Raw genomic sequence first — 17,514 nt, 5'->3', positions numbered from 1 at the left:
GTTCGTCCCGGCCCATCGGCTTCTACGCCGCATTTTCCGCCACCTCCGGCTCACTGCCATTGCTTATAAAACTGGCATAAATAACTTTTTTATATGTTGTAAATTTGCAGTTTCATCGCATGCTTGCACGCTAATGGGGCGTTTCTGCTTGGCAAGAAACGGAGATGTTGTCATTTCCCCGAAGAAAGTTAATCTGCAAATTATTCAGGCAGTTATTGCTTGCTTTGAGGCAAAATTTACACCTATAATTGATTATAGACAAATATTTCTCATATGAATTTTTGATGTTGCTACAGCTACTAAATGTGTCGAAAATTTAATATGCAGAGCAAATTTGCATTCGCAGTCACTGCTTGTTCAGGGGGTTGGGAAGACCAGGAAACACCTCGGGCTGCGTGCGGCCGGATACCGCGAGCAGCCGGGCAGGCCGCTGGCCGATACCGGTGACACGCAGCCCTCGTCTTGTCGTGCCGGGCAAAATTCTTATCAATAGTTTCATTTACGAAGAGCCGAAATGAATTTAGCAAAAATGAAGGTTGGTACACGTCTGGGCCTGGGATTTGCCCTGGTACTGGTGTTGTTGGTCGCCGTCACGGTGGTCGGTATCGCGCGCATGGCGCAGATCCAGGAACGTCTCGATCACGTGATCGACGTCAACAACGTCGTGACCCGCCTGGTGACCGACATGCGGACCAACGTCAGTGACCGCATCACTTCCTTGCGCATCCTGACCCTGATGACGGATGCCGGTGATATGGAGCCGGAAATGGCGCGTATCAAGACGCAGACTGCGACGTATCAGGAAGCCCAGAAAAAGCTGGAGGCGCAATTCGCCCTCGAATCGACGACCGAGGAAAAAACCTTGCTCGCTTCGATCAAGGAATATGAGGCAGCGGCCATGCCGGCCATCGGCAAGGCATCGGCACTGTGGCTGGCCAATGATGCAGAAGGCGCCACGCGCGTGATGATCAAGGAAATCCGTCCGGTGCAAAAGAAATGGATAGAAGCGCTGGAGCAACTGACTACCCTGGAAGACAAGTTGAATGCGCAAATGCAGCAAGATGCCCGCACGGCGTTCGACAGTGCCCGTTTGTTCATGATCATCCTCGGCGTACTGGCGGTCGGGATGGGCGTGGCAGCGGCACTGGTGATTACCCGCGGCTTGCTCAAGCAACTGGGCGGCGAACCGGATTACACGGCATCGATTGCCGGCAGCATCGCCAATGGCGACCTGTCGATCGGCATCCACACCCAGCCGTCGGACAACTCCAGCCTGCTGGCGGAAATGAAAGAAATGCGTAACAGCCTGGTCAATATCGTGGGCCAGGTACGTGTCGGCACGGAAACCATCGGCACGGCCTCGCGTGAAATCGCAGCCGGCAACCTGGACCTGTCGTCGCGCACGGAAATGCAAGCGAGCGCACTGGAAAAAACCGCCTCGGCGATGGAAGAACTGACCTCGACCGTGAAACAGAATGCAGACAATGCACGTGAAGCCAACAAGCTGGCCGCCACCGCATCGGATGTGGCGTTGAAAGGCGGCTCGGTGGTATCGCAAGTGGTCGACACCATGAGCTCGATCAATGAATCGGCCAAGAAGATTGTCGACATCATCGGCGTGATCGATGGCATCGCTTTCCAGACCAACATCCTGGCATTGAATGCGGCCGTCGAGGCAGCGCGTGCCGGCGAGCAGGGCCGTGGCTTTGCCGTGGTCGCTTCCGAAGTGCGTAACCTGGCCCAGCGTTCGGCTGGTGCAGCGAAAGAAATCAAGACCCTGATCGATGACTCGGCCGAGAAAACCGAGCGCGGTACGCGCCTGGTTGGCCAGGCCGGCGTGACGATGGGCGAAGTGGTCGACAGTGTGCGCCGCGTTACCGACATCATGAGCGAGATCGCCAGCGCGAGCCAGGAGCAAAGCGCCGGTATCGCCCAGGTCAATCTGTCGATCATCGAAATGGATGGCATGACGCAGCAAAATGCATCGCTGGTGGAAGAAGCCGCTGCAGCGGCGCAAAGCCTGCAAGACCAGGCAGCCGAACTGGCCCACGTGGTCAGTATCTTCAAGCTGGTGGAAGGCGAAGAAAAGCCGGCCGCTTATGTGCCTGTGCAAGCCGAGCCGAAAGCCGCGCCTGTGATCGCGCGCAAGCCGGCAGCAGCATTGCGTCCAGTCAAGTCGCTGGCGCGTAAGACAGAAGAGTCCGCTCCAGTGGCGCCAGCACCGGCACCGAAACGCGCAGCTGCCACCACCAGTAATGATGAGTGGGAAGAGTTCTAAGTTTGGTTTTACATTCGGTTGCAAGCACACCGGGCTATGCAGGGCGTAACTGGTGTGCTTGATAAGTCTGATAATTATGGGGAAGCAAATGTTTAAAAAAATGCGTTCGATGAGTGTGGCAGCAGCGCTGCTGGTTTCTGTTTCTTCCGCTGCATTTGCAGCAGAAGTACCGGCATCGTTTGATTCGAAAAACTGCAAGGCCGACTATCCAAAAGCCTCGTTGATGAATGAGGAACAGGGCACGGTATCGATGTCCTTCCTGGTCAACGCCGACGGTAGTGTTGCTGACTCGAAAATCGAGAAAAGCAGCGGCTTCAAGAATCTGGACAAGGCCGCCATCAAAGCGCTGTCCGCCTGCAAGTTCAAGCCGGGCACCAAGGATGGTGCAGCAGCGCAAACCTGGACCAAGGTGGACTACGCCTGGAAACTGGATTAAGAATTTGGCAGCATCTGCCGCAGCAACTGCAAGGCGGCAGTAATTTGTTATACCCATCCACGGGCAGCGTCTGACGGCAGGCGTTGCCCGTTTTTTATGTACATCGCTTATGTGCGCGAGGGCACGGCGCCGTGGCGTGCTTCTGTTACTCTAAGCCTATACCCCCACGAGAAGAGGTTCATTATGCATTGCGTCCTGAAACTTTCCATGATCGCCAGCATCGCTGCCATGCTCTCGGCCTGTGCCAGCCTGGGTGCGCCGGTTGGCCTGGAGGCGGGGCAGACCGTTGCCGTCGTCAATAGCCTGAGTTGGGATAATCCACTGACCGGCAAGCGCGATGGCGTGCGCACCAGCTGGCCCTTGAAGGATGGCAAGGTTGCCGCCGAATATTTTCCGTTGGCGCAGTTGAAGCAATGCGATGCCGACACCAAGGTTTGTGCCTGGGGCGTGATGCGCGCCTGGCGCAACGCCCCCACGTTCAGCTATGCGCAGGGGGGCGTCAATCTCTCATTGGCATTGGAGATGGACGTGGCGCGGCGTCAGCAAGCGTGCCAGGGCGAGGTGCAGACCTCGATGACGATCCCGCAAGATGTCGCTGCGCTGGCCGGCAAAAGCCAGGTGCGGCCAGCCTTGAACCTGAAGTATGGCAAAGTGGAGCAGGTCGATCTCGATTATGGCGTACGCTATCAGGTTTGTGTGCAGCGCTATGATGCAGATGGGAAAGTGATCGATCGTTGTGAGATTCCCTATATCTGATGCTGTTTTGGTATGGGGTAATATTGAAAAAATGCACGCTGCAAGCCGTTTGTGGCGGCGCCGCCACGTTTCATGTTGCGCTCTGCGTAGGGGTGTAACAATAGGTAAATGCACAGCAAAGGCGCGCGTTATTTCTTATAGTACCTAATTAGAGATAGGAGAATTCCGATGAAAACCTTGTTGGCAGTAATTTCGCTGGCCGCGCTGGGTGGCTGTGCTGTGGCACCCCCCGGTCCCGCCTATTACGGCACGCGTGCCCCGCAAGCAGCATACAATCCGTACGAGTGGCACACCGTGTCGTCTACCCCGGTAGTGCAGAACAGCACAGTTGTCAGCACGCCTAGCGTGCAATATACGGATCAACCCGTGTATGTGCAGCAACAGCCTGTGTATGTCGAGCAGCCTGTCTATGTGCCGGCGCCCGTGTATGCGCAACCCTACTACTATAATCCACCGGTGTCGGTCGATCTGGTATTCGGCTTCGGCGGCGGCTACCGTGGCGGTTGGGGCGGATATCGTGGCGGCTGGGGCGGCTATCGCGGTGGCTGGGGCGGCTATCGCGGTGGCTGGGGCCGCGGCCGCTGGCGTTAATCACCGCTGCTAAAACCTGCGTTCCGGTTTTGTCAGGAGTGATCAGTCATCAGGCAGGCGTCCGTCTCAATGAAAGTAGATCGACGCCTGATGCAACACGTCCACCGAGCACAACAGATACATCGCCAAGCCTGCCAGACCTATTTGCAAGGCGCCAAAGCTGATGGGGATGAGGCGGGTCATGTCGTGCTCCTGATGGCTAGCGGTTTGTCTGGTGACTATGTTTCCATCTTAAAATTAATTGATGCCTACAGGAATCAGATGAATGTCCGCCGCCATGTAGGACAACTGCCCGCCGCCGATGAGGCAAGGCCTTAGCGGCCCTTCCAGCGCACTACCGTATCTTCCGGCGCTGTGTCGAGCAGATCCGAAATGGTCAGCCAATGCGTCAGGCGTTCCGGCTGCTTGATATTGATGCCCATGCCATCGATGATGCCTACCTGTTCCAGCATGCGCGCGTCCAGTTTTGCCTTGGAGACAGTCGGTGCACCCATGACCATGCGGTCATATGCCTTGCGCGCCTTGTTTTCCCATTTGTGCAGGCTGCTGTCGTCGAAGCGGTTGCCTTCGAAATAGACGGTCAGCGTGCCATCCAGATTGCCAAAGCCAACGATGCCGGCACCCTTGCGGATGGTGGTGGTATTGGCCATATCAAAGTCGGCGGTCGGTACAAAGATGCCGGCCCGGCCATCGACGTCAGGACGTCCCACGGGAGTTTCCTTGCCGTAGGAGCTAGTTTCGGTAATGGTTTTTTCTACAGACATAATGCGTGCTGGGCGCCCGGGACCGTAGCGGAAACGCTGCCGGTGGCGCCGCCTCTCCTGTTCAATAGTGTGTGCTGCCAGCAAGGCTGGATGCGGCGTGGGTCTGGCGATATTGCTGATTGCTTGATCTGGATGCTTGCGTGATCTGCCACGCTTATTGTAGTCCTAATTTAGTTCTTTTGTGCAACATTTTAACGCTGCTGAGCTGATGTATCCAGACGGAAAAAAGCCGCCCGGCAGCATGTGCAGGGCGGCTAATCTGAGGTGGCCTACAGGGAAATTTATGCCTGGCGTTTGCGGCGCGCCACGAAACCCATCAAGCCCAGGCCCAGCAGCAGCATGGCGTAGGTCTGCGGTTCAGGCACGGCCGATACCAGCGAGACCTTGTCCAGGTAAGAGCCATACGTGGGAGAGGAAACGGGGCCGACCGATTCAAAGCGCAGCACGGTCGAGGAACCCAGGGCGCTGAGATTCTGGCTATAGGTTTGCCACACGCCGTTGGTATTGCCGCTCAATGGGCTAGGCGTCAGCAGAGTGTTGCCCCAATATACATTCATCAAGCTGTTGACACCGCCTGGCGTGTCAGGGCGGCCCGAGTAGGAAAACGACAGGATATAAGTACCGCCCGCCGTGGTGGAGACGGTCTGCGATACCGACGTCAGACGCTCGCTATTCAATTCCAGATATTGCGTGCCATCGGCCGCAACCGGGTTGAAGCCGCTCAAGCCACCCTGGGTGGCACCTTTCTGGATTTCAAATGCCGCATTGCCGCTGACCGATGAAGACCAGCCAGTGACGGCGCTCAGTTGTGCATATGGCGAGCTGATGCGGTTATCTTCAAAGCTGCCGTTGACCACCAGATTGGTCGCGGCATGGGTGGTGCCAGCGGCGGCCAGGGTGGCCAATGCGGCGATTTTCAGCAAGATGGCAGGCGTCTTCATGATATGTCGATCTCTTATTTAATGATTAATTTAATTTCCTAAATGACATTTAAAGAATATCACCAAAACTCACTAAAAGAACAGGTGCTCGCTAAAAAAAATGTAATTGTGAAATGTTTTATGTCTACGTGGAAATTGATTTCCACAGTGAATTAACTGCGGCGAGGACTCAGAGTAAGCAGCGCTTTTGTCTCAATTGCATCAGGGGAATTTTGTAACATGAGGGCGAAAAAAAACCTGCACCAAAACAACAGTGGTGCAGGTTTTTGTGGCGTGCCGGGTGGCTCGGCGACTATCGATCTGATCAGTTTGCAGTAAATCCCTCGCTTAGAACGCCAACCTGCCTTGCAGATACACCATGCGCGGTGCACCGACCATCTTGCCCAGGTTGCTGTCTGAGGTGCGCGTGAAATAGCTTTTGTTCGTCAGGTTATTCGCGCCAGCCACCAGCTCCAGTCCTTTTTGCCCTGGCACTTTCCATTTCACCTGGGTATTCCAGGTGCGGTAGCCAGGGATAATGCCCAGGTTGCCTGCCGCGTTTTCCAGCACGGTATTGGCTTCATCGGCAAACTGGCGGCTTTGATGCGTGGTCGATAAATCAAAGCCCCAGGCGCCTTGCTGGTAGTGGGCGCCCAGCGTATCGGTGTTGCGCGAATAGAAGGACACGTCATTGCCCGCATTCACGCCATCCTGCAAGGTGGCCTTGGTGTAGGTGTAGGTGGCGTAGGTATTCCAGCCGGCCAGTGGGCCATGATCGTCGAAGTGGTAATCGACTGCTGTTTCCAGGCCGCGGTGATGGGTGGCGCCGATATTGAAAAAGATGGTGTTGATGCCGCTGCCGACCGACTGGATCTGGTTGTCGAACTTGATATTGAACAAGGTGGCTTCGGCCGACAGTTGTGCGCTTTTCCAGCGCGCGCCCAGTTCGGCCGTTTTTGCCAGTTCCGGTTGCAGCGGGTTATTTGCCGACTGCGAGTTGAGCTGGGTGTTTTGGACGGCGCCAAACGAGCTGTTGTAGTCGGTGAACAGGGTCACGTTACTGTTCAGCAAGTAGGCGACATTGATCGATGGCAAGGCCTTGTTGTTGAGCAGGGCGATTTCCTGGTCGGTCGGTATGTGATTGACGCGTACCGTCTTGATATGTTCGTAGCGCACGCCAGGCGTGATGCGCCAGGAGTCGATGGCGATCTTGTCGTCGATATACAGCGATTGCGCATCGGTGGAGTTATTGGCGAAGGCCGTTGGCGCCAGCTGCGCGTTGGTGGCAAGCACCGTGTTGTAGACGGTCTCGTCAGCACGTTCCCGCAGATAGCGGTAGCCGACGGTCACATCTTGCGACACCTTGCCGGTCGTGAAGCGCTGCGTGTAGCGTGGCTCGATGGCGATGGTTTCATAGTTGCGCGGCTGGTGGCCCAAGTTCAGGCCATTGATCAGGGTACTTTGGCGCGAGCTGTTGTTGTAATAGCTGCGGATTTCAAATTCCTGGGTAGCGGAAATGGAATTGAGGTAGCCGATATCGAACGCCGTGCGGTCGCCGCTCCAGAAGTCGGTCGGGCGCGTGTTCTGGTATGGGTCGGCCTTGTACTGCGCCACGGTCAGGCCGCCTGGCGTGCGCGAGTTGACGTCGTAGTAGGACAGCTTGCCATAGATCTCGGAAGTCGGGCTCAGGTCATAGTGGTATTTGATCGCGAAGTCGTTGACCTTTTCATCGCTGCCCACGCGCCAGTCGCTGCCGCGTACACCCGAATACAGCAGGGCCAGGCCCAGGCCATTGTCGAGTTGGCCGCCGGCAAACACGCTGTACTGCTGATTCTGCCCCGTCTCGCTATAACTGTTGTAGCGCACGCTGGCGTCGCCCGTGATGCCTGGCGTATTGGGAATCGCGCGCGTCTTGAAGTTGATGATGCCGCCCACGTTTTGCGGGCCGAAGCGCACTGCGCCACCGCCGCGCACCACATCGACCGTTTCGATATTGGCCAGGCTGACGGGCGCGAACGACAGTTGCGGCTGGCCATATGGCGCCACCGCCATCGGTATGCCATCGAGCAATACCGTGCTGCGTGGCGAATAGCGGCCGGCCAGGCCGCGCACGCCGATATTGAGCGAAACGGCGCTACCGGAGCTGCCCGAGTTATCGCTGATCTGCACGCCCGGAATACGGCGCATTACATCGCTGACGCTGGTCGCGCCCGAATTCTGGATGGCATCTTTTTGCACCACAGTGCGCGCACCGGCAAAGTTCTTGGTGCTGGCCGACATGGTAGTGCCCAGCAGATTGCTGCTGACCTGGATCGCTTCGAGCACCGGGCCTGCATTGTCGGCGCTACTGCCCGGCGCGGCGGTATTGTCGGCAACTGCGGCAGCGGCAGTGGTATCGGCGCCGATGTTGCTGTTGCTGGCGTCCTCTGCCTGGGCCGCATACGGCATGGCCAGGCAGGCGAGGGCGATGGCCAGCGCGGCAGGGCGCAGTGTCAGGGGAATGGTATAAGGTGCAGCGGCCATGCATATGCTCCAATGAGTCCGATGGGAAAGGTTGCGCAGACGGTAAGACGGCGCAACGTGACATGGCGTGGCGTAGACATCCGGCAGCTAAAGGATGCAAATGATAATGATTCCCATTTTTATCGTCAATGACACAGACTACGTAGATTTGCAGGCAAGTTAGTCTCCATGCGGGTTTTGCTTGCCTTTCAGCTACTCTTCTGGGGTGCGGAGGTATCAGTGGTCCTTCTTGTATACTGCCGTTTTTGCAGCTGTTGGACGTGAAGGTGCTATGAGCTATCTAATGGAAAACAAGGCGGAAACGACGCCACAGGTATCGCCCACTGAGCGCCGTCATGCGGGCGCCGATCAGGCAGAAGGCAAGCGCCAGTTGCACCTGCTGGTGGTGGACGACAATCAGGAAGTGGGCGAAACGCTGGCCCTGCTGCTGGAAACCTTTGGCCACCAGGTGGTGGTGGTGCGCAACTGGCAGATGGCTGCCGAGCAAGTCAAATTGCGCGTACCCGACGCTGTCTACCTCGACATCGAAATGCCCGGCATCAGCGGCATCGAAATCGGCCGCCGCCTGCGCAACAATCCCGACACCGCCAACGCCGTACTGATCGCCGTCACCGGCCACAGCCTGCCCATGTATATGGACGATGCATTGACGGTAGGCTTCCGCCACTTCCTCGTCAAGCCGGTGCGCATGGAAGACCTGGCGACGACGGTGGAGTCGGTGCTGGCGGGATGATATTTCTTCATGTTATGGTTTGTGCTCCCCATTCTGAGCGCAAACCATGACAGACACACCGTTGACATCCGCCGGCCTGGCCGACCGCTATCTCCGGGTGCTGCTGGACTTCAACGTCGAATTGCTGGACCGCCATGCGCCACGCGTCGATGCACAGCGCCTGTCTGGCCTGTTTCTGCCCAGCGTGCCATCGAATTTGCACCTTGCCAGGCGCCGTCTCATGATCGTCGGTTGTGAGACGCGGCAATGGAATGTGCTGAAAAAAGATGAGAGCTTCAGTACCCTTGAGCACTATGTCGCGCAGGCGATGCAGGTGCATCGCGATTATTTCTGTGACTGGACTTGTAAAGAAATTCCAAGTTGAGCCTCTAATTTGCTTCGTCGCCATTAACTCAACATCTTTGGCAATCTGAACACGAATATCAGCAGTCAGAGACGTGTATCCAACTTTTGATTCATGCCCGATACCATTCACAAGTTGGTCAATATATCGGCCACCTTGGCTTGTGCGGAAATAAACTTGAGAATCCCCACCCAACAGCTTTAGCGCGTCCTCGCCGACCTTACCCGTTGCTCCAATTGCTGGCTTCGAAAGACTTTCCGCAGCTTTCACAGCTGAACCAGTAGCAATCCTTTCAGTGTCAGCACCGGCCAGCAAAATGTTGGTGGCGAGATTGTACCCAGGCAGCGGATTTCGCCTTACGTACTCGTCACCCTTGCCATGCTTCGGCTTATCGCCGTTCCCTTTACCGTTCTGGTTGCTCGAATCTGCCTTTTTCTCGTTCAGCCGCCGCTGTTCATCGAGTTGCCTTTTCAGTTGCTCTTCCGGCAAATCTTCCCCCGCAAACCCGGTGGGATCCGTCAGATTCGTCGGATTGTTCCACACATAGGTATAGCGGTTGTAACTCTGGCTATGCATCGGATCCTGGATCAGTGGGTCAGCGCTCATGAAGCGCGCCAGCAAGGGGTCGTAGATGCGCCCGTTCATATGCACCAAGTCGAGCTTGTCGAGCATTTCATGGCCCGTAAAGCCGCGGTTGTCCGTTACGCCATCGAGGCTGTCCGGGATGGCGTCGCCAGTGATACTGCGGCGCTTGCTGGTGCTGTACAAGGTCTCCAGCATGGCCCTGTCCCGGATGCCGGTCGACGTGCTCAGGTCGGGCTGGGCCAGTACCGTCTCGGCCTCGCGGATCGTCAGCACGTGCTTGGGCAGGCAGCGCTCCAGCCGTGGCAGCTTCTGCTCGGACGCCGGGTTGTACAGGATGTGGTTATGCCGCGCTAACCATTTAAAGTAGGCGCGCAGCGGCGTGACGCGGGTGTGCTGGCTGCGCGTGGTGAGCGGCTGGCCATCCTCCTTCCGGTACAGGAACAGGTAGCGCAGGTAGACCTCGCGGGTCTCGATGGTGGCCACCGAGTAGTTTTTCTCGTGCTGCCAGGCGTTGAAGCGCAGCAGGTGGTGGTACAGGCTGTCGCGGTCGCGCACGTCGCCGGTCACGGGCTTGATGGTGGACTGGCCTTTACGTGCCATGGTCGCTGCCCTCAGGCGTCGCCGGTCGCACTGGTGGCAAGCACGGCGCTTGCGCTACGGTACGACGGGCTGCGCGCCGTGATGGCCTGACGCGGCTTTTGCGCATCAATCTCGTCCGATCCATTGCAGGCCGCGCCGGCATTGGCGATCAAGGCAATTTCATCATGCCGACCAGTGGCCGACTGCACCCCGACCACACCCCGACCGGGGGCCGACCACTCGCCATTTACCCCCGACCGCTGCGCGTCGTAAGGCAAGACCGCCTTGCCATCGAGCTGCGCCATGTCGGCCAGCCCATCAGGAAGCGCCCACCCGCATCGCCCTGGCCGTCATACACCAGCTCGTATTTCAGTCCCTGGCCACGGGCCACGCGGTGCGCCAGGATGTATTCCAGTTCGGCCAGCCTGGCCAGGTGTATCTTGAGCTGCGTATCACCCCAGCCAGTAAGCTCCCGCACCTGCCGGTGGCTAAAGCGCAGGTCGGCCGGTTTCATCGCCAACCGCCCTGCCTCCACCTTGACCCAGCCGTGCAAAGTTGTCAGCAGCTTACGAGTTTGCGGCGGCAGCTCGTCTAGGGTACGCCCCAGCACGTCATGCGCGAGGCGATTAGCGGTGCTGATATCGTCAGCTGTCACCTCGATGTAGCGTACTGCCTTGCCGCGGTGCTGCACCGTGTGGATGGTGCGCTGGTAGTCGAGCACTAATCAACGCCATTCACCGGCCTTTAACAAAGCTAGAATCCGTAGCCTCAGGTTTTCGTCATTCAATTCGTAGTCCTCTCTATCATCTGCAGCATTGAACAGATCAGCCAAGCAAAATATGGTGGAAAGAAGTTCGCTCAGATTCGCTGGATCAGCCTTGTATAAGCCACTGTCGCGTTCAACCTTCCACTGCAAAATAAACTGTTCAACAAAATCCTCAGGACTCAGTTCTGAGGCCAGGTAGGAATCAACCGTAGCTAATAGCTTGTCACTCATCGCAGTATCCCATTCGCCAGGTAGTTTTGATACTGTGGAGTACCAGGGGCCAGTTTGAATCCGGTCACAAACTGGCCGGCTTTATCGACGACCATAGCATTGTTAGTATTTGCGTTAAACAGAACCCGTGAGCCATTAACGAAACCGTAAGTTGTAGTGGTCAACCCATCCCGGACACTACGTTAAGTTTTTCTTCGGCGACGGCCGGTGCCAATCCGTGATTGAACTGATGTGGCCGTATCCAGTTATACCGGTGCATCAGGTAATGACTGATGTCCCGTTGTGCTTCCTGTGCCGTCATGTAACCAGTTGACGGCAGCCATTCAGTTTTGAAGCTGCGGAAGAGCCGTTCCATCGGGGAGTTATCCCAACAATTTCCCCGACGGCTCATGCTCTGTCGTACCCGATAGCGCCACAAACGCTGACGGAATTTTCGACTGGCGTACTGGCTACCTTGATCCGAATGAAACAGCAGCCCCTGCGGTCGACCTCGCTGCTCGTAAGCCATTTCCAGCGCTTGCACAACACAAGGTCGGCGTCGGGTCGTAGCGAGAATGCCCAGCCCACCGCTCGGCGAGCGAACAAGTCCAACACCACTGCCAAGTAATACCATCGGCCTTGCGCCCAGACATAGGTGATGTCCCCGCACCAGACCTGATTTGGCGTCTCCACTGTGAATTCACGATTGAGGTGGTTCGGAATATCGACCCGCTCCACCGTAGCCTACTTATACGCATGGCTGCCAGGCTGTTTGCAGGCCAGCCCTAGCTCTTCCATCAAACGGCTGACTTTGAAGCGGCCAATTGCCGTGCCTTCCTCGCGCATCATGCCCATGATGCTGCGGCTTCCCGCCGAACTGCGACTCTCGACGAACAGTTCGTGCACGCGGCTATGCAATGCCATGCGCTCAACATCAATGTGCCGGGCGCGCTCCCGATGCGCATACAGGCATGACCGCGCTACGTCGAACACCGCGCAGATCAACTCGATTGATTCGTTACCGCAAATCTGATCGATTACCTCGTACGTTCTATCCCTTCCGACATCAAGAGCGCGGTAGCCTTTTTTAAAATGGACTTCTCCCGCTCGAGACGCTCAATACGTGCTTCGAGTTCCTGTATTCGCTGCTGATCTGGCGTCATTGCCTTGCTCTGCGGCGTGATGCCTTGCCGTTCCAACTGCAGCTGCTGCACCCAACGGCGCAGCACTGATTCGCCGATGCCGACCGACCGGCTTGCCTCTGTATGGATATATCCTTGATCCAGTACCAGGCATGCGGCCTGCTCTTTGAACTCAGGGGAAAACGTACGTCTTTGCTTGCTCATCAAACACCTCTCCATGGCGAGCATTCTCGCCTAAATCAGTGTCCGGGTACATTAAACCACTACAGGGGTGTTGAGGTTCCCTAAGATAATTGACAGACATTTTGTAATGCGACTGCTTACGGTTTCAGTAATCGGTTACTTCTTTTCCATGATTCTTGCTATAAAGTATGCTTTGCAAACTAAAAATACGAGGTCAACTATGCACTACGGTATGAGCAGCTATAACGGCATTGAAATTGGTGACTTGGTTGTACTAACAGGCGGGCAGGCTGAGCCGTACATAGTCATGGCGATGCAACCTGGTGGGATGCTTGACTGCCAAGGACAGACGGGACGCTATAAGTACCAGGCTAGTGCACTTATGGTAATTAAGTCCCAGCACGAGACGCTCTTGGCGAGCGCAAACAAGCGATCCACGGGAGCCGAACGGCATGTGGAAGATGTCCTGGATATGAAGGAACAGCTGGAGAGGCAGCGGTTTCTATATATTGAAGCGCTTATCGATCAAGAATCCGCATGTAGACATCGCCTTGCTGCTGCAAGAGGGGAGATGGTGGTTCTTGAGGAGATAATTAGGGTGTTGCAATTGAAGTCGATTTTTTCTCGAAATCTTGGCAATGTCGGGGAAATATCCGTTTCTGATGTGGAGGCAAAGCTTGCTAAAGTAAAAAAAGATGTTGCAAAAATCTCCGAGACTATAGATTTCATTCATATGCGCGTTATAAGAACTCGTCCATAAAAGCTTGACGTGCCTGTTACAAGTCAGGTGTGTTTCTGTCATTCTCGTAGTATTAATGCCTAAAGCCTGCACAAGCGGGCTTTTTTGCGTTTGACGAGACAATTTCTCAACAGCGAAAGAGGTGATCTATCTCGATCCGCTCCATAGCGGGGCATACATTCGTTTCTCGTGCTTGCCCACTTCGGTGTGCTTTTTTATTTGTGTTGATGATAGTGCGCCACCGTGTGCGTATCAACCACCGGCCTAAGGCGTTTCTTGTGGGTCATATGTGCAGACGTCTGCACAAGCCTGAACGGAGCATCCATGGCGTTTGATGTGTCCGTGCGTACCAATCTCGCTGATTTCGAGCGGGGCTTGAATGACCTCGCTAAACGTCAACTGCCGTACGCCACGGCGCTGGCATTAACGTCGCTATCCAAGATGGTAGTAGTCGATGAGGTAAAGAACCTGTCGGCAAAATTGAAGAACCCATCGCCGTTCACGCTGCGGTCGGCGAACGCGATAATGCCGTCGTGGAGCGGACTAAGGCCGAGGGCGCGCGCGGCAAGGCACTGTCGAAAAATGGCGAGCTGCGCGGCGCCATCGCCAGCCAGAACAAGTCGATCCTCGATCTGGCGAGCAAGTCAGCCTATGCTCAAACGGCGACCGCGGCCGCGCTTGCAGCATTCGGGCCAATCAAAGCGAGCATCATGGCCTTGGCCACGAGCATCGCCGCACAGAAGCCGAGCTTGCGTGTGGCGAAATTGATGCCAATTGGTGGCGGAAGAGACTTCATACTTCCGCCATTGTATGACGCTGCCATTGTGTGGGTGGGGAATGGGCAGTTGCGGGTGCGTGGATTTGAAATTAATCCTATGACCATGGCTCATTTCGCAATGGCCTGGGGGGGGGGCGGCGGAGATTCTGGCCGATCAGCGGCCTGGATGGGTACTGGTGCCATTTGATGGAGATACGGCAACTGCGGTGATCACCACTCAAGCGGAGCTGGAAAAAGCGGCGGCCGCCCGAACTGGCCCTGCGCAGTGGAAGCGCTGAAATTTGATCTCGTTGGAAAATACGAAAACCCGTTGGAAAATGCAAAAAAAAAGGGTTACAAGCCGAAGCATGTAACCCTTTAATTTTCCTACAATTCTGTGGGGTGGCTGATGGGGCTCGAACCCACGACAACAGGAATCACAATCCTGGACTCTACCAACTGAGCTACAGCCACCACTGTCTTACAAATCTGCTTCACTACTTCAGCTATTTAGCTGTTTTGCTGAACAGGTGCCGAATTATACAAAGGATTCGGCAAAGTGGCAAATCTAAATCCAGTCTTTTTCAACTATTCGAAAGATTGCCTCGAAAGCCCTCTAATTCCCCTGCTTTTCCCTATACGGACAGATGTTCCACCGGGGGATGCAAGTCCAGCAATCCGGCAAATGCTTGCTCCAGCATGTCGACCCCGGCCGTCGTATAGCCGTGCAGTTGCGGTGCAGGGTTGCCGTCGCGGCGCAAGCTGGCCGCATCGAGCAGGCGGGCCAGTTGCCGGGCGACCGCTTCGCCCGTATCGACCAGGGTGATTGGGCTAGCCGAATGGGCGCGCACCGTGCGCTCGATGGCGTCTTGCACGAAGGGGTAGTGGGTGCAGCCGAGTACCAGGGTGTCGACGCCTTGTGCCAGCAGTGGCGCGATGTAGCGTTCGAGCATGACGCTGGTGGCGTCGTTGCTGTCCTGGCCCAGCGAGCATTGCTCGATCAGCTCGACCAGGCCTACGCAGGGCTGCAGCAGGAATTGCGCCTGGCTGGCGGCGCTGATCTGTTCGCGCAGTAGCAAAAACTTTTCACCGGACAAGGTGCGGCTGGTCGCCAGTACACCCACCTTGCCATTGCGCGTGACCGCTGCGGCAGGTTTCAAGCCGGGTTCGACTCCGACCAGCGGTAAGTCAGGGTAGCGCGCGCGCAGCGCCTTGATGGCGGCCACGGTGGCGGTGTTGCAGGCGACAACGATGGCCTTGGCGCCTTGGTCCAGCAGATAGGCGGCAATCGCCAGCGAACGATCGATGACTTGCTGCTCCGTCCTGTCGCCATACGGCGCGTAGCCGGAATCGGCAAAGTAGATCAGGTCTTCCTGCGGCAGCTGCGTGCGGATATGGCGCAGCACCGACAGGCCGCCCACGCCGGAATCGAAGACGCCGATAGGCAGCTTGACTGCCGGGGTCAGACCCGTCGGGTCTGACCCCAGTTTTACGCCATGAGGTGTGTTCAAAGTCATATATAACTGGTGAGTATAAAAAACGCCGCGCTAGGTTGCTGCGCGGCGTTCATGGTAGTGCTTGTTTAAGCGACAGTCACGGGAATCTTGCTGACGCTATTGAGTTGCTCGATCTTCGCTTGCCATTCTTTCGGACCCGTGTTGTGCACCGAAGTACCCTTGGCATCGACGGCCACCGTGACCGGCATGTCGACCACGTCGAATTCATAGATCGCTTCCATGCCCATGTCGGCAAAGCCCAGCACCTTGGCGCCCTTGATGGCTTTCGACACCAGGTAAGCGGAACCGCCGACGGCCATCAGGTAGGCCGATTGGTGTTTCTGGATAGACTCGATGGCGACCGGGCCGCGCTCGGCCTTGCCGATCATGGCGATCAGGCCGGTTTTTTCCAGCATCATGTCGGTGAACTTGTCCATGCGGGTGGCGGTGGTCGGGCCGGCTGGGCCTACCACTTCGTCACGCACCGGATCGACCGGACCAACGTAATAAATCACGCGGTTCTTGAAGTCGACTGGCAGTTCTTCGCCACGGGCCAGCATGTCCTGGATACGTTTGTGGGCAGCGTCGCGGCCGGTCAGCATCTTGCCGTTCAGCAGCAGGGTCTGGCCTGGCGTCCAGGAAGCAACTTCTTCCTTGGTCAGGGTATTCAAGTCGACGCGCTTGGATTTTTCCGTGTCCGGCGCCCAGCTCACGTCAGGCCAGGTCGACAGCGCTGGCGGGGTCATGTAGGCAGGGCCCGAACCGTCCAGCACGAAGTGGCCGTGGCGGGTGGCCGCGCAGTTTGGGATCATGGCGACCGGTTTCGATGCAGCGTGCGTCGGGTGCATCATGATCTTGACGTCCAGCACGGTGGTCAGGCCGCCCAGGCCCTGCGCGCCGATGCCCAGCGAGTTGATCTTGTCGCACAGTTCGATGCGCAATTCTTCCAGCTTGTTTTGCGGGCCGCGTTGTTTCAGCTCATACATGTCGATGTCTTCCATCAACACTTCTTTTGCCATCAGCATGGCTTTTTCGGCCGTGCCGCCGATACCGATACCCAGCATGCCAGGCGGGCACCAGCCGGCGCCCATGGTCGGCACGGTTTTCATGACCCAGTCCACCAGCGAATCGGATGGATTCATCATGATCATCTTCGACTTGTTTTCCGAGCCGCCGCCCTTGGCCGCGACTTTCACGTCGACCGTATTTCCTTCGACCAATTCCATATGGACCACGGCTGGCGTGTTGTCCTTGGTGTTCTTGCGGTCGAAATGCGGGTCGGCCACGATGGAAGCGCGCAGCTTGTTGTCATCGAAATTGTAGGCGCGGCGCACGCCTTCGTTGACGGCGTCGGTCACGGTGCCGGTAAAACCTTCGAAGCGCACGCCCATGCCGATTTTCAGGAAGACGTTGACGATGCCGGTATCCTGGCAGATCGGGCGCTTGCCTTCCGCGCACATGCGCGAGTTGGTCAGGATTTGCGCGATCGCATCCTTGGCCGCCGGGCTTTGCTCGGTCTCGTAGGCACGCGCCAGGTGCTCGATGTAATCAGCAGGGTGGTAGTAGCTAATGTACTGCAACGCTGCGGCGACGGATTCGATCAGGTCTTCTTGCTTTATGACAGTCATGGTGTTCTCGCGAGGGATAAGAAGGGTAAGACTTGTTACTGCATCAAAAAAAAGCCCACGCGCCGCTGGCGGTCGTGGGTTTGAG

At 56.6% G+C, this 17,514-nt stretch carries 16 protein-coding genes, 1 tRNA gene and 1 pseudogene; 7 read left to right on the top strand and 11 right to left on the bottom strand.

Annotation, left to right across the window (positions count from 1 at the left end; translation table 11 throughout):
- Positions 1-514: 514 nt before the first annotated feature.
- The 4 genes from HDE75_RS18175 to HDE75_RS18160 all read left to right on the top strand — a co-directional run bounded on the left by HDE75_RS18175 (position 515) and on the right by HDE75_RS18160 (position 4,061).
- Positions 515-2,278, top strand: coding sequence for a methyl-accepting chemotaxis protein (locus HDE75_RS18175; protein ID WP_260174278.1), 1,764 nt, complete (start codon positions 515-517; stop codon positions 2,276-2,278).
- 88 nt (positions 2,279-2,366) lie between these two features.
- Positions 2,367-2,714 carry an energy transducer TonB gene (locus tag HDE75_RS18170; RefSeq protein WP_260174277.1) on the top strand — a complete coding sequence of 116 codons (348 nt, stop codon included), beginning with the start codon at positions 2,367-2,369 and terminating at the stop codon, positions 2,712-2,714.
- Positions 2,715-2,921: 207 nt separating this feature from the next.
- Positions 2,922-3,470 carry a hypothetical protein gene (locus tag HDE75_RS18165; RefSeq protein ID WP_183680839.1) on the top strand — a complete coding sequence of 183 codons (549 nt, stop codon included), beginning with the start codon at positions 2,922-2,924 and terminating at the stop codon, positions 3,468-3,470.
- 168 nt (positions 3,471-3,638) lie between these two features.
- Positions 3,639-4,061, top strand: a complete 423-nt coding sequence (locus tag HDE75_RS18160) for a hypothetical protein (protein ID WP_183680838.1) — start codon at positions 3,639-3,641, stop codon at positions 4,059-4,061.
- 314 nt (positions 4,062-4,375) lie between these two features.
- Here the strand turns inward: HDE75_RS18160 and HDE75_RS18155 are convergent, their stop codons facing one another.
- The 3 genes from HDE75_RS18155 to HDE75_RS18145 all read right to left on the bottom strand — a co-directional run bounded on the left by HDE75_RS18155 (position 4,376) and on the right by HDE75_RS18145 (position 8,268).
- Entirely contained in the window at positions 4,376-4,825 is a 450-nt protein-coding gene (locus HDE75_RS18155; protein WP_183680837.1) for a hypothetical protein, read from the bottom strand.
- Positions 4,826-5,106: 281 nt separating this feature from the next.
- Positions 5,107-5,766, bottom strand: a complete 660-nt coding sequence (locus HDE75_RS18150) for an FxDxF family PEP-CTERM protein (protein WP_183680836.1) — start codon at positions 5,764-5,766, stop codon at positions 5,107-5,109.
- A gap of 327 nt (positions 5,767-6,093) precedes the next feature.
- Complete coding sequence (locus HDE75_RS18145; protein ID WP_260174276.1) at positions 6,094-8,268, bottom strand: TonB-dependent receptor family protein; 2,175 nt, start codon at positions 8,266-8,268, stop codon at positions 6,094-6,096.
- Positions 8,269-8,539: 271 nt separating this feature from the next.
- Here HDE75_RS18145 and HDE75_RS18140 point away from each other — a divergent pair, with 271 nt between their 5' ends.
- Positions 8,540-9,001: a response regulator gene (locus HDE75_RS18140; protein ID WP_183680835.1), complete on the top strand. Its 462-nt coding sequence runs from the start codon at positions 8,540-8,542 to the stop codon at positions 8,999-9,001.
- A 7-nt stretch (positions 9,002-9,008) separates the two neighbouring features.
- Here the strand turns inward: HDE75_RS18140 and HDE75_RS18135 are convergent, their stop codons facing one another.
- The 5 genes and pseudogenes from HDE75_RS18135 to HDE75_RS18110 form a co-directional block, all read right to left on the bottom strand.
- Complete coding sequence (locus HDE75_RS18135) at positions 9,009-10,529, bottom strand: RHS repeat-associated core domain-containing protein (protein ID WP_221291920.1); 1,521 nt, start codon at positions 10,527-10,529, stop codon at positions 9,009-9,011.
- 11 nt (positions 10,530-10,540) lie between these two features.
- Positions 10,541-10,681 carry a hypothetical protein gene (locus tag HDE75_RS18130; RefSeq protein WP_183680833.1) on the bottom strand — a complete coding sequence of 47 codons (141 nt, stop codon included), beginning with the start codon at positions 10,679-10,681 and terminating at the stop codon, positions 10,541-10,543.
- A 74-nt stretch (positions 10,682-10,755) separates the two neighbouring features.
- Positions 10,756-11,229: a hypothetical protein gene (locus HDE75_RS18125; protein ID WP_183680831.1), complete on the bottom strand. Its 474-nt coding sequence runs from the start codon at positions 11,227-11,229 to the stop codon at positions 10,756-10,758.
- A 3-nt stretch (positions 11,230-11,232) separates the two neighbouring features.
- The gene (locus HDE75_RS18120; protein WP_183680829.1) at positions 11,233-11,505 is read right to left on the bottom strand and encodes a colicin immunity domain-containing protein; all 273 of its coding nucleotides are present in this window, start codon (positions 11,503-11,505) and stop codon (positions 11,233-11,235) included.
- A 160-nt stretch (positions 11,506-11,665) separates the two neighbouring features.
- Positions 11,666-12,830: pseudogene (locus tag HDE75_RS18110) on the bottom strand (IS3 family transposase).
- A 211-nt stretch (positions 12,831-13,041) separates the two neighbouring features.
- Between HDE75_RS18110 and HDE75_RS18105 the strand changes: the two are divergent.
- Together HDE75_RS18105 and HDE75_RS18100 are read left to right on the top strand one after the other, a co-directional pair.
- Complete coding sequence (locus HDE75_RS18105) at positions 13,042-13,569, top strand: hypothetical protein (RefSeq protein WP_183678753.1); 528 nt, start codon at positions 13,042-13,044, stop codon at positions 13,567-13,569.
- Between the two features lie 512 nt (positions 13,570-14,081).
- Positions 14,082-14,513, top strand: coding sequence for a hypothetical protein (locus HDE75_RS18100; protein ID WP_183678751.1), 432 nt, complete (start codon positions 14,082-14,084; stop codon positions 14,511-14,513).
- A gap of 190 nt (positions 14,514-14,703) precedes the next feature.
- On the opposite strand, the gene HDE75_RS18095 is transcribed toward HDE75_RS18100, so the two are convergent.
- The 3 genes from HDE75_RS18095 to HDE75_RS18085 all read right to left on the bottom strand — a co-directional run bounded on the left by HDE75_RS18095 (position 14,704) and on the right by HDE75_RS18085 (position 17,429).
- A tRNA-His gene (locus tag HDE75_RS18095) sits at positions 14,704-14,779 on the bottom strand.
- Between the two features lie 161 nt (positions 14,780-14,940).
- Complete coding sequence (murI, locus tag HDE75_RS18090; RefSeq protein ID WP_183678749.1) at positions 14,941-15,822, bottom strand: glutamate racemase; 882 nt, start codon at positions 15,820-15,822, stop codon at positions 14,941-14,943.
- Between the two features lie 65 nt (positions 15,823-15,887).
- Positions 15,888-17,429 (bottom strand): fumarate hydratase, encoded by a 1,542-nt coding sequence (locus tag HDE75_RS18085; protein ID WP_183678747.1) that lies wholly within the window; start codon positions 17,427-17,429, stop codon positions 15,888-15,890.
- Between the last annotated feature and the right edge of the window lie 85 nt (positions 17,430-17,514).

This window comes from Janthinobacterium silvisoli, assembly GCF_014200725.1.
Classification (GTDB): domain Bacteria; phylum Pseudomonadota; class Gammaproteobacteria; order Burkholderiales; family Burkholderiaceae_D; genus Janthinobacterium.
The sequence above is the reverse complement of the archived record's forward strand: the minus strand, read 5'-3'. Positions and strand labels throughout refer to the sequence as shown.

Excerpts from the sequence above, each read along its gene's own strand:
- HDE75_RS18175 (WP_260174278.1), top strand. The coding sequence starts at position 515 with ATGAATTTAGCAAAAATGAAGGTTGGTACACGTCTGGGCCTGGGATTT.
- HDE75_RS18170 (WP_260174277.1), top strand. The coding sequence starts at position 2,367 with ATGTTTAAAAAAATGCGTTCGATGAGTGTGGCAGCAGCGCTGCTGGTT.
- HDE75_RS18165 (WP_183680839.1), top strand. The coding sequence starts at position 2,922 with ATGATCGCCAGCATCGCTGCCATGCTCTCGGCCTGTGCCAGCCTGGGT.
- HDE75_RS18160 (WP_183680838.1), top strand. The coding sequence starts at position 3,639 with ATGAAAACCTTGTTGGCAGTAATTTCGCTGGCCGCGCTGGGTGGCTGT.
- HDE75_RS18155 (WP_183680837.1), bottom strand. The coding sequence starts at position 4,825 with ATGTCTGTAGAAAAAACCATTACCGAAACTAGCTCCTACGGCAAGGAA.
- HDE75_RS18150 (WP_183680836.1), bottom strand. The coding sequence starts at position 5,766 with ATGAAGACGCCTGCCATCTTGCTGAAAATCGCCGCATTGGCCACCCTG.
- HDE75_RS18145 (WP_260174276.1), bottom strand. The coding sequence starts at position 8,268 with ATGGCCGCTGCACCTTATACCATTCCCCTGACACTGCGCCCTGCCGCG.
- HDE75_RS18140 (WP_183680835.1), top strand. The coding sequence starts at position 8,540 with ATGAGCTATCTAATGGAAAACAAGGCGGAAACGACGCCACAGGTATCG.
- HDE75_RS18135 (WP_221291920.1), bottom strand. The coding sequence starts at position 10,529 with ATGGCACGTAAAGGCCAGTCCACCATCAAGCCCGTGACCGGCGACGTG.
- HDE75_RS18120 (WP_183680829.1), bottom strand. The coding sequence starts at position 11,505 with ATGAGTGACAAGCTATTAGCTACGGTTGATTCCTACCTGGCCTCAGAA.
- HDE75_RS18105 (WP_183678753.1), top strand. The coding sequence starts at position 13,042 with ATGAGCAGCTATAACGGCATTGAAATTGGTGACTTGGTTGTACTAACA.
- murI (WP_183678749.1), bottom strand. The coding sequence starts at position 15,822 with ATGACTTTGAACACACCTCATGGCGTAAAACTGGGGTCAGACCCGACG.
- HDE75_RS18085 (WP_183678747.1), bottom strand. The coding sequence starts at position 17,429 with ATGACTGTCATAAAGCAAGAAGACCTGATCGAATCCGTCGCCGCAGCG.